Below are 11,930 nucleotides of genomic sequence, written 5' to 3'. Positions count from 1 at the left end.
TTCATATATACATTTGCCTATCATTCACCTTTTACCAGAAACTGGTTTTTATGAAAACGCTACGCCGCACTCTCATCTATCCGGCCGCAGCCGTTCTTTTCGCCGGAGCCTTCTCGGCCTGCGATAAAAACGATTCGGAAGATGCAACACCTGCCAAAGAGGAAAGCCAGCACGTCCGCCTGCTGGTAGCCGACCAAACCAGCACCGCCGTGACGCTGCTTACCCCTGGCAAACAGACCCAGGAAACCTTTCAGTCCAGCTTTGCTGGGGCGGCCGTTTACCCCACGGGTAGTGGCCGTTTTGCAGCCTTTGTGTACGGCTCCCAAAACGCCGTAGAGTTTTTCGATAGTGGCATTGAGGCCCACGGCGACCATGTGCACACGAAGGGTACGCCTAAGTGGGCTCTCACCAAATCGGCGGCGGTAAAACCCGCTCACTTCAGCGTACAGGAAAGCAGCATTGCCATTTTCGGCGATGGGGACGGCAACCTGCACTTAGCTGATGAAGCCACGTTGCATACAGCGGCTACCACTACGGCCGTGCCGGTGGGAAACGCCCACCACGGCGCCGTTATCACCTTCCTGAATAACACCTACGCCGTTTCGGATAAGGCAGCAACCGGCGCTACACCCTGGCGGGTAAAAATTGTGAATGCCCAAGGCCGCGAAGTAGGCATTCCTTCGACTGTTGCTGTTACCAACATTCACGGCAATGCTACTGATGGCACCATGGCCCTGTTTGGCACCCCGCAAGGCATTCTGAAAGTACAAAACAGTGGCCAACAGGAGCTCATTGCTTACCCAGCCGCGTTTGGCTCAAATTGGCTGTCAACCCTGAGCTATGGAGCCGCGGCCAAGACGTTTGTGGGCATGAGCGCCACCGCTGGCCTGCACCTGATTAACCCGGCCACGAAAACATTCACTAGTGTAGGCGGCATCACGCAGTACACCCGGGCCGTCTACGATGCCGAGGGCCGGGACCTTCTGGTATTGCAAGCCGATGGGAAGCTGCTGGTCTTTGACGGCGCTACCGGGTCGAAAAAGGTTGAAAAGTCTATTTCCAACCTCATTACGGATGTTGCAGCGGCAGCGCCTTACCTTACGGCTACCCACTCCTACGTGTATATCACCAATGCACCCCAGGGCAAAGTACACATGCTGGATAAAGCTACGCTCGAAGAAAAGCACACCTTTACCACCGGCGGCAAACCCTCCCGCATTGTCATGATTGGGGCTGACCTAAACGCTGAGAGTGACCATTAAGCCTGCCTGGAACCAGTAATTGCTACCCTAGAGGCCCGGCTAGCTTTTACCTCGAAGTAGGCCACTGGGCCAGTAGCCTTGGCAGCGCACAAAGCAGAAGTTCCATGAGCACCCTGCCATACCGCGAAGGTCAGCACATGCCTTGCCCCAAAAGCCCCGGCAGTCACTTTCTGTCGGGGCTTTTTGCGGCCATTGTTCCCGCTTGGCCCCCAATGACCGCAATTTCATTCAATCGGTTCTATTCAAGGGACGTATGTACAGCTAACTGAACCGTAAACTTTTACCTGCTTGCTATGCTGCACTCTTCCCTACTCCCTTCGACTGGGCCGTTTCTGCTGTTTCGCTTGGTCCGTCTGGCGGCCTTCACCGTGGCCTTTACCGGCTTGCTGGCCAGCTGCTCCGACGACGACGAGCCCGAAACTATTCCGGCTAATCCGGCCAAAATAACCGTACCCCAGGCCGCACTGCACCCCGAAGGCATTCAGTACGACGAAACCTACCGACACTTTCTGGTCAGTTCCCGCACTAAAGGCCAGATTGGCCGGGTGAAAGACGACAGCACTTACGCGGTATTGGCCGACGACCCCCGCCTGATTTCGACCATTGGCCTAAACCTCGACGCGAGCCGCAACCGGGTACTCGCAGCCGTATCGGACGCTGGGGTCAACTCTACCCGCACTTCCCCCGCCACCCAGCGTAAGCTGGCGGCCGTAGCCATCTTCAACTCAACTACCGGCGGCCTGATTTCCTACACCGACCTGGGCAGCAAAGCGCCTAACTACCCCCAGCACTTCGCCAACGACATTGCCGTGGACGCGCAGGGCAACGCCTACATTACTGACAGCTTCGCCCCAGTTATCTATAAGCTCGACCTGCAGGGCAACGCTACCGTGTTTCTGGAAAACCCCTTGTTGAGTGGGGGAACGGGGTTTGGGCTGAACGGCATCGTGTTTCACCCCGACGGCTACTTGCTCGTGGCCAAAACCAACGACGGCACGCTGTTCAAAGTACCTATCAACGACCCCAACAGCTTCACCAAGGTTACCACCGCCCAGTCGCTGAGCTTGACTGGGGCCGATGGCCTGCTGCTGACCGATGCGCAGACGCTGCTGGTGGTAGCGGGTAACCAAAGCACGGTATACCGTCTCAGCACGACGGCGGCTTGGGCTTCGGCAACCGAAACGGGCAAGTTTGCCACCGGGGCGGTGAGCCCCACCACCATCACCCGCCGTACGCCGGGCGATGCGTACGTGCTGTATCCCTACCAGGCCACCTCGCCACGGTTTGCCATTGTCAAAACGGTTTTCTAGGCTGATACCTGTTCAGCACCAGTAACAAAGCCCCGTTGGAATGCTCCGACGGGGCTTTGTTGTACATACACCTGATAGAACGAACTACCGTGACTCGCCGAAAACCAGGCAGAGCGTCGGTAGTTAACGAATCTTACGGCTGGCCCGGCGCAGCTCCCGGTTGCGCTCTTCCCGGCCGGCTTCGAAGTGGCGAGGCTTGAGCAGCACCCGAATCCTGGCCGGAATAGGTGCTCCGGCCTCACAGGCTGCCCGCACCTCGGCCAGCTTGGCCTTGGAATACGGGCTGTTGTGCACAATCATGTAGGTCATGCTGCCAACTACCAAGCCCAAGCCCGCTGCTACTGCGGCACCGGAAGCCTTTTTATCCTCAAACTGGCCGGTATACATGTTGTAGTCCTTGCCGCTGCTGCCCGTCATGAGGCGGGCGGCGGGCAATATGGCCAGGAGTGGAATCTGGCCACCCAGGCGCCGGGCCGGCCACGGCATCCAGCGAATCGGCCATGGTATACCCCGCAGCACTTGGCCGGAAACGTGTGGTGGAATCAGCGGCAAGAATAGGAGCCGAGGAGCTAGCCCCGCCAAGCGGCCCCGCTGCCAGCAGCGTATCCGTCACAATTTCGGGCCAGGTGCAGTTGCCGGGCACCGGGCGACAGATGCCGCGCAGTCGCCGGCGGTACTTGGGGGCCAGGGCGCCGGTCTTGGCATAGTCGGTCAGCACCACTTGTTCCCGGCTCAGGTTGTAGCGCCGGTGCTTTTTGATTCCCAGCCAGGCCGGCAGGATTCCGACCACCCCGACGACGCCTGTGGCCAGCAAGGTTTCGCCGCTACTGGAGGGTGGTGTCTGAATCCAGCCAATTGTGGTAATTGTCGTCATTGCAACGCCAAAAATGGTAAGCGTTGTTGCACCACTGCGGCGCTGAGCAAACAGCTCGTGCACGGCATAGGCCGTGTCTTTACGGGTGAGTACCGGCTCCGCAGATGGGCCAGCCAGCTTACGGGCACTTTGGGCCTGTCCCGACTGAGGTGCGAGGCCCGTTACGAACAAAAAGCTAAGTAGAAAGAGTAAACGGTAAGGCATATAGTGCAATAGGCAGCAAGCAACATTCCCTCAAAAGTACAAGAAAGCACCCGCAACCGGGGCATTTTCAACAAAGTTCGGTGGGTGACCGAGCTGCCTATGCCGCAGAAGCCCTGCCAGCGAATATGCCAGCCAGCCGACAGCAAGTAGCCTGCTACTAAGCAAATTGACTTTAATAAAGCATAAATGCTATATAAGGGCAGACGCTAACCAGGAATTATTAGCCCATTTTACCAAGCTCCACCAGCGCGGCGGCCGCCAACAACAGAGCGCACCGGCTAGTAAAAAACTGCCGTGCATGAGTCGTAAAAGGGCTTTTAGAGCTAGGTGCACAAATCTAACTAGACGCTGTACCCTTTCTTTCCCATTGCCGTAAGGGCATACGCAGCCACCTCATACCTGGACGGTTGCGAAAAGGACTTTTTCAGTATTCTTCCCACCACATACGCTCCCATTCCCCACTCCTACTTTCAGTTCCTATGACTGCAACCTTACGTTCCCGCCATCTGTCTGGCACAGATGAGCATCCCCCTGTTGTGCGGCAGCGGCCCTCGGGCTGGCGGCTGCTCTGGGTATTGCTGATGTTACTGACGGCCTCCCACCTGGGTCTGGCCCAAACTACCACTACCGGCCGACTGCAATGGTGGCCGCTGAAGGCCAACAGCCAGGATAGCGCCGCGGTGCGGGCTACCGGTATTCTGCCCAGCTCCGCAACACTGCGCAACTTCTACCTCTCGGACGTAACGCTGGGCACCGCCATCAAGCCGTATTCGTCCCGCTTCGGTGCCGCCTTCGGCTCCTCGCCCAGCGGCGACGGGTCGTTTGTACCACTGCCCGGCAGCAACCTCAACCGCGTGTACTACGTCCAGTTTGCTGTTACGGCCGCAGCCAACGCCACCCTGCGGGCCGACTCCCTGGTGCTGTGGTCGGCTTTCAACAACACGGCCAGCGACCTGAAACTCGCCGTGGCCTACTCCCGGTCGGGCTTTACCAGCGACTCGGCGGAGGTAGCCGGCGGCGGCACGGGGCCTATTGGTCCGCTGACGACGCGCACTTCCTCTCCCGGTACCGGCACGGGTACCTTCGCCGACCCAATTTTTCTGCGCAATGAGATTACCGGCGCCAACCAAACTTACCGCCTGGCCCTGGCTTCGGGCAGCGGCGTAACCATTACCGGCGGCCAAACCCTGACTATTCGACTCTACTACGCCAGCGGCAGCAGCCTGGCTGGCCGTTACGCCTTACTGCGCGACGTGCGCGTGGCGGGTCAGGTCAGCACCAGCTCCAACTGCAACGCAACCTTTACCTACGCCGCGGCCAGCTTCTGCACCAACGGCAGCAACCCAACGCCCACCATCAGCGGCACGACCGGCGGCACGTTCAGCTCGACGGCAGGCCTGAGCATTAATGCCACGACCGGTGCCATCAACCTCGCGGCTTCGACGCCCGGTACCTACACCGTGACCTACGCCACTAGTGCCAGCTGCTCCAGCACGGCTACGGTAACCGTTACGGCGGCGCCCACGGCGGCATTCAGCTACCCGAACGCCGCTTACTGCGTCGGCGACGGAGCAACGCCCACGCCTACGCTGGCAGCCGGCGCTACCGGCGGCACGTTCAGCTCGACGGCGGGCTTGAGCCTCAACGCCACTACCGGCGCTATTAATCTGGTGACCAGCACGCCCGGCACTTACACCGTCACCAATACGGTAGCGGCCTCGGGCACGTGTGCGGCCGTAACGGCAACCAGCACGGTTACTATCAGCCCCGCCACGACGGCTACGTTCAGCTACCCGGCCACCACGTTCTGCGCCAGCGGCACCAACCCCACCGCCACGGTGACGGGCACCACGGGTGGCACGTTTAGCTCGACTTCGGGCCTGAGCCTGAATGCCACGACGGGCGCCATCAACCTCGCGGCTTCGACACCCGGCACCTACACAGTGACGTACCGCGTAAGCGGCACCTGCCCCAGCACCAGTACCCAGACCGTCACGATTACCTCGGCTCCGCTGGCGACCTTCTCGTATGCCAACCCGACATACTGCGCCTCAGGCACCACCAACCCGGCTCCCGTATTTACGGGCGGGGCAGTTGCGGGCACGTTCACGGCTACTCCCGGCGGCCTGACCATTAACGCCACGACCGGTGTTATTACACTGAGCAGCAGCACGCCCGGCACCTACACCGTGACCAACACTGTGGCCGGTTCCGGTAGCTGCGGCGCTTCCACAGCCAATACGCAGGTTACTATTCAGGCCACTCCTACCGCCACGCTCACGGCCGGCGGCTCCACCACGTTCTGCCAGGGTGGCTCGGTCGTTCTGACCGCACCAGCCACGGCCGGCGCTACCTACCAGTTCCAGCTCAACGGCAGCAACATTGCTGGGGCCACGGCCAACTCGTACACGGCTACGGCCAGCGGCAACTACACCGTCGTGGTTACCACAACGGGTGGCTGCACGGCTACTTCGGCACCAGTGGCCGTGACGGTCAACCCCGCCACGTCGGCCACGTTCAGCTACCCGGCCACCACGTTCTGCGCCAGCGGTACCAACCCCACCGCCACGGTGACGGGCACCACGGGTGGCACGTTCAGCTCGACTTCAGGCCTGAGCCTCAATGCTACGACGGGCGCCATCAACCTCGCGGCTTCGACGCCCGGCACCTACACAGTGACCTATAGCGTGGCCGGCACCTGCCCCTCCTCGGCTACCCAGACCGTAACCATTACCAATGCCCTGTCGGCTAACTTCAGCTACGCGGCCGGTACGTACTGCGCGGGCAGCACGGGCACGGTAGCCGCTACGCTGGCCTCGGGTGCTTCGGCTGGCACCTTCTCGTCGACTACGGGCTTGAGCATTAACGCCACGACAGGTGCCATCAACCTGGCCACCTCCACGGCTGGTACTTACACCGTGACCAACACGGTGGCCGCCTCCGGCAGCTGCGCTGGTACTTCTGCTACAACCACCATTACAATTACCCCGACGCCAGCTCGCCCGACCATCACGGTGCAGTACAACGGGTCGGTCACCACGCTCACCTCGAGTGCGGCCACGGGCAACCAGTTCTACCTCAACGGGGTGGCCATTGCCGGCGCTACGGGCCAGAGCTACGTCATTAACTCGGCCGCCCAGTTTGGCTCCTACACGGTCGTGACCACCACCGGCGGCTGTGCTTCGGCCCCTTCTATTGCCCTGGTCGTAAGCTCCAGCGTCAAGCCCCTGGCCGGCTCCAGCCTGAGCGTGTATCCCAACCCCACCCCCGATGGTAACCTCACCGTGGAACTGACGGGCTACAGCAAGGCCGTGAATTTGAGCGTACTCAATGCGCTGGGCCAGGTGGTGTATTCGACCACCGTACCGGCCGCTACGGGCACGCGCCAGCAAGCAGTAGACTTGAGCAAGCTGCCCGCCGGCGTTTATATTCTGCAGGCCAAAACTGAAGGCGGCCTCGACACCCGCCGCATTGTAAAGGAATAAGCTGGACTCTGAGCTACTTAAAAAAAGCCTCTCCGCACTGCGGAGAGGCTTTTTGCTTTATTCAGAGCAGCCCAAGTCAAGGCGATTATCCAAGCATATAGTTCAGCGCAGTAGCAGTAAACTTAGGGGCTTGATTCCACCGCAACTACTAGCGGACTACTTCGTTGCTTCGCCCTTTTCCCGGAGCTCGTCCCAAGCTTGCCGCCGACCTACGAAGGAGAAATTTGAAGCGTCGCAACCGCCGTGAAAAGTCAGCAAAACGGACTGGTTGCAAGCTTGCTTAGCGTGGGAGCCGGCATTGAATATTTCCGGTATTGCGGCCTTGCACAAGGCCCACTCAAAAGCTCGACACTTTATTTACAGATATCGGTCCTTTCATAATTCAAATGCCTGGGAAAGGTCTCATATTTACACGAGTACTGCCTCCCTGCCTCTGCTAGTAAGCTGATTGACACTAGCTGATTGGGCAACGCCGGGCAGTGGCTTCAACCCTTATCCATTTCCGACTCTGGCTTTTCCCGTGTAGCCCTGCCTTCGGCCCCACAGCTGAACCGCAGTGCTACGCATTCTTCACTTCCATTTCATCATTTTTTCCATTCCCACCTATTATCACCTCTATGCAAGACACATTACCCAAAACAGGTACGGCACAGAAGGCTGCCGCAGGTCGCCAGACGTGGCGCCCCCTGCTGACGGCCGCCCTGGGCTTGTTTACTCTCGGCGGCGCGCAGGCGCAGCTGCGCAGCCTGGCGTTGCCCACCACCGAGCAGCGCGCTACCCGTCCTGCTACCGCCACCAGTGCCACCCGCACTGAGCTTCCCACCAAAACCCTGGCGCTGCGAAAAATTGCGGCGGAAATCAGTTCGACGGCCACCGGCGGCAACTGGAGCGACCCGACCACCTGGGTGGGCGGCGTAGTGCCCACGGCGGCTGACAACGTAACCATCGTGGCGGGAGCTACCGTGACGCTGGACGTGGCTGCCACCTGCGGCGCCCTGACCGTAGCGGCCACCGGCGCGCTGCAAACCTCGGCTACCACTGCCTACAGCCTGCAAGTGGCCGGCAGCATTACCAACAACGGCACCTTGGACCTGAGCGCCAGCTCTACCATTGGCTCGGACCTGCGCTTCACCGGCGCCGGCAACGCGACCTTCACTGGTACTGGCACCACCGACCTGCAAACCGTGTCGCTGGCCAAGGCAGTGCGGGCCGATGTGGTGGAGATGATTCTGCCCTCGCTGTCGGTAAAGGGTAGCACGAGCACCACCGACGGCTTCCTCTCCACGCGCATCACCACCAACACGGTGGATGACATGACTGGCACCCTGAAAATTTCGGGTACCAATACGGTCACGAACCGGGTGTTCAGCAACGCCGCATCGTACGTTATTCCGGCCACCGGCGGCTTCTGGCTCAACAACCCCAACTTTACTGTAGCCAGCCAAACCGGCTCACCCGTCGTGAACGGCTTGCTGCGCATTTCGGCCGGCACGTTCAACGTGGGTAACTCCAGCGGCAACTCCCTCAACTTCGGCACCGGCTCGGTATACACCATGGAAGGCGGCACGCTAAGCACTGTGGGCCGCTTTACCAGCTTTACCAGTGCCACGGCCGCGGCAGCCATGACCTTTACTTTGAGCGGCGGCACTATCAACGTAGCCACCGTGGGTAACGCGTCGGGCACTCCTTCATTTGGCGTGAATGGCACCACCACTATTTCGGGCGGTACCATCAACCTGGTGCAGCGCAGCACGGCCACTACCCCGCTTGACTACTACGTAGCGGGCACCTACAACTACTCGGGCGGCACGGTGAACGTGGGCGTGGGGGCTACGGCTACCAACTTCGACTTCCGCATCCGTGGCACGTTCCCCAACCTGAACCTTGACAACACGACCAACGCCAAAACGGCCGTGCTACAGGGTCAGACCAACGTATACGGCACCACGCTGATTAACACGGGTACCAACCTGAACCTGAACGGCTTCCTGCTGCTCCAGCTAGGTGCTACCATTACCAACAATGGCACGCTGACGGGCACTACTACTGGCAGCACGCTGTACTTTGCCGGCTCGACTCCCCAGACCATCGGGGGTACGGGCACTGCCACTACTATCCGCACCTTGAGCGTGGATAACAGCGGCGGTGGGGCCACCTTGAACATGCCGCTGGTTGTGACTCGCGTCAACATGTTCACGGGCAACCTCAACGGCACCAGCAACCTGACCATCGGCGACGGTTCGGCCGTTTTCTTCGTGGTTCAGGTGGGCGTAACGGCCAACACCGGCACCAGCGGCTCGTTTGCCTCTGCTCCGACGTTCAACCTCGGCACCGGCGCTTTGCAACTGATTTATGCTCCGGAACTGACCAACCGCACGACTGGCTTTGAAATTCCGGCCACCCGCGTGGTCGATGTCATCACCATCAGCAACCCGGCGGGCGTAACGCTGGCCGGCGGCTCTGTAGCCGTACCCGGCGTTTCGAATGCTTCCCTGATTCTGACCAGCGGCGTGCTGACGACCTCGGTCGCTAGTACGCTCGTGCTTGGCCCCAGCGCCGGCGCTATTCCTACTGGTTCGGCCACGTCGTACGTGAAAGGCCCGCTGGGCATTGCCGTCAACAGCGCCACCGCCGTTAGCCGCACCTTCGCCGTGGGCGACGCGTCCGGCTGGCGCCCGGTAGTAGTAAACGGCATCACGACCAGCACTACCCAGACTTTCACGGCTACGGTTGTGAGTGGTAACACCAACGGCACCGGCATTGCCCCAGTTTCCAGCCTGAACCCCACCCGCTACGTGCGCCTCGAAAACACGGCCAACCTGCCGGCTACGGCCACGATACAGCTCAGCTACGGTGCCGACGACGTCCTCGGCGGCGCTGCTACGGCCGTGGTAGCCCAGGCCGCTACGGCCAACGGCACGTATGCTTCCATCGGTGGTGCGGCGGCCACTACGCCCGCCCCGGGCCTGGTTTCGACGCTGAACCTAACTCCCGGTAACGACTTCTTCGTGCTGGCTAACACCGAAGGCGGCACGCTGACCAGCTCGACCAACACGGTTTGCGCGGGCACCAACTCGGGCACCCTTACCCTGACGGGCTACACCGGTACCATTCTGACGTACGAAGTCAACACCGGCTCGGGCTTCACGCCCTTGTCCACGCCCAATACCACCCCGACGCTGACGTTCAGCAACCTGACGGCTACTACCACGTTCCGCGCGGTGATTCTGACCAACGACGGCCGCCAGATTAACTCGGCCCCCGTAACCGTGACGGTAAACCCTGTGCCAACGGCCACACTGACTGCTGCCACGCCCACCACGTTCTGCGGCTCGGGCACACTCACGCTGAACGCCACGCCCGTGGCCGGCGCTACCTACCAGTTCCAACTCAACGGAGTTGATATTGCCGGTGCTACCTCCGCAACCTACACCACTACGGTTTCGGCCAGCGGCAACTACACCGTTATTGTGACCAACGGCGGCTGCACGGCTACTTCGGCACCGGTGGCCGTGACGGTCAACCCCGCCACGTCGGCCACGTTCAGTTACCCGGCCACCACGTTCTGCGCCAGCGGCACCAACCCCACCGCCACGATAACGGGCACCACGGGTGGCACGTTTAGCTCGACTTCGGGCCTGAGCCTGAATGCCACGACCGGTACCATCAACCTCGCGGCTTCGACGCCCGGCACCTATACCGTGACCTACAGCGTAAGCGGCACCTGCCCTTCCTCGGTCACGGCTTCCGTCACCATCACGGCGGCTCCGGTGGCTACGTTCTCGTACGCGGCAGCCAGCTACTGCACCTCGGGCACCAACCCGACGGCTGTAATTCCTGCCACCAGCACTGCCGGCACGTTCAGCTCTACTGCGGGTTTGAGCATTAATGCCACGACCGGTGCTATCAACCTCGCGACTTCGACGCCCGGCACCTACACCGTAACCAACACGGTAGCTGCTGCGGGTGGTTGCTCGGCCGTCACGGCCACTACCACGGTGACCATCACGGCGGCTCCGGTGGCTAACTTCAGCTACGCGGCCGGTACGTACTGCGCGGGCAGCACGGGCACGGTAGCCGCTACGCTGGCCTCGGGTGCTTCGGCTGGCACCTTCTCGTCGACTACGGGCTTGAGCCTGAATGCTACTACCGGTGCAGTTAATTTGACGGCCAGCACGCCGGGTACTTACACCGTGACCAACACCGTGGCCGCTTCGGGTGGCTGCGCAGCCGTAACCTCCACGGCCACCATTACGATTACCCCGACGCCAGCTCGCCCGACCATCACGGTGCAGTACAACGGGTCGGTCACCACGCTCACCTCGAGTGCGGCCACGGGTAACCAGTTCTACCTCAACGGGGTGGCCATTGCCGGCGCTACGGGCCAGAGCTACGTCATTAACTCGGCCGCCCAATACGGTACTTACACGGTCGTGACCACCACTGGCGGCTGCGCTTCGGCCCCTTCTATTGCCCTGGTCGTAAGCTCCAGCGTCAAGCCCCTGGCCGGCTCCAGCCTGAGCGTGTATCCCAACCCCACCCCCGATGGTAACCTCACCGTGGAACTGACGGGCTATGCCAAACCTACGGAGCTGACGGTAATCAACGCCCTGGGTCAGGTCGTATTCACCACGGCAGTGGAAGGCAACAGCAGCGCCCGTACGGTGCGGCTGGATCTGACTACGCAGCCCGCTGGTGTTTACCTGTTGCGCGCCAAGACGGAAGGCGGCCTCGATATCCGCCGTATCGTGAAGGATTAACGCTTCGTTTCCGGTAAAATCGAAAAGCCCTGCCG

The 11,930-nt window shown here is 60.9% G+C and carries 6 protein-coding genes; 4 read left to right on the top strand and 2 right to left on the bottom strand.

The features are described from left to right. Nucleotides 1-50 precede the first annotated feature (50 nt). Entirely contained in the window at nt 51-1,262 is a 1,212-nt protein-coding gene (locus tag MUN80_RS08365) for a YncE family protein (RefSeq protein ID WP_244722209.1), read from the top strand. Between the two features lie 293 nt (nt 1,263-1,555). Further along, nucleotides 1,556-2,572, top strand: a complete 1,017-nt coding sequence (locus MUN80_RS08360; protein WP_244722207.1) for an SMP-30/gluconolactonase/LRE family protein — start codon at nt 1,556-1,558, stop codon at nt 2,570-2,572. A 123-nt stretch (nt 2,573-2,695) separates the two neighbouring features. Here MUN80_RS08360 and MUN80_RS08355 read toward each other — a convergent pair whose 3' ends face one another. Next, on the bottom strand, nt 2,696-2,989 hold the full coding sequence (locus tag MUN80_RS08355) for a hypothetical protein (protein WP_244722205.1): 294 nt from the start codon (nt 2,987-2,989) through the stop codon (nt 2,696-2,698). Further along, nucleotides 2,940-3,650: a hypothetical protein gene (locus MUN80_RS08350; RefSeq protein ID WP_244722203.1), complete on the bottom strand. Its 711-nt coding sequence runs from the start codon at nt 3,648-3,650 to the stop codon at nt 2,940-2,942. Before MUN80_RS08350 ends, MUN80_RS08355 begins: the two co-directional genes overlap by 50 nt. Nucleotides 3,651-4,129: 479 nt before the next feature. Here MUN80_RS08350 and MUN80_RS08345 point away from each other — a divergent pair, with 479 nt between their 5' ends. After that, nucleotides 4,130-7,135: a beta strand repeat-containing protein gene (locus MUN80_RS08345; protein ID WP_244722200.1), complete on the top strand. Its 3,006-nt coding sequence runs from the start codon at nt 4,130-4,132 to the stop codon at nt 7,133-7,135. Nucleotides 7,136-7,752: 617 nt separating this feature from the next. Continuing rightward, nucleotides 7,753-11,895: a DUF8696 domain-containing protein gene (locus tag MUN80_RS08340; RefSeq protein ID WP_244722197.1), complete on the top strand. Its 4,143-nt coding sequence runs from the start codon at nt 7,753-7,755 to the stop codon at nt 11,893-11,895. Nucleotides 11,896-11,930 lie beyond the last annotated feature (35 nt).

It is taken from the genome of Hymenobacter cellulosivorans, assembly GCF_022919135.1.
Classification (GTDB): Bacteria; Bacteroidota; Bacteroidia; order Cytophagales; family Hymenobacteraceae; genus Hymenobacter; species Hymenobacter cellulosivorans.
This window is presented reverse-complemented; position numbering and strand designations above follow the sequence as displayed.

Coding starts and splice junctions, on each gene's coding strand:
- MUN80_RS08365 (WP_244722209.1), top strand. CDS start 51: ATGAAAACGCTACGCCGCACTCTCATCTATCCGGCCGCAGCCGTTCTT.
- MUN80_RS08360 (WP_244722207.1), top strand. CDS start 1,556: ATGCTGCACTCTTCCCTACTCCCTTCGACTGGGCCGTTTCTGCTGTTT.
- MUN80_RS08355 (WP_244722205.1), bottom strand. CDS start 2,989: ATGACGGGCAGCAGCGGCAAGGACTACAACATGTATACCGGCCAGTTT.
- MUN80_RS08350 (WP_244722203.1), bottom strand. CDS start 3,650: ATGCCTTACCGTTTACTCTTTCTACTTAGCTTTTTGTTCGTAACGGGC.
- MUN80_RS08345 (WP_244722200.1), top strand. CDS start 4,130: ATGACTGCAACCTTACGTTCCCGCCATCTGTCTGGCACAGATGAGCAT.
- MUN80_RS08340 (WP_244722197.1), top strand. CDS start 7,753: ATGCAAGACACATTACCCAAAACAGGTACGGCACAGAAGGCTGCCGCA.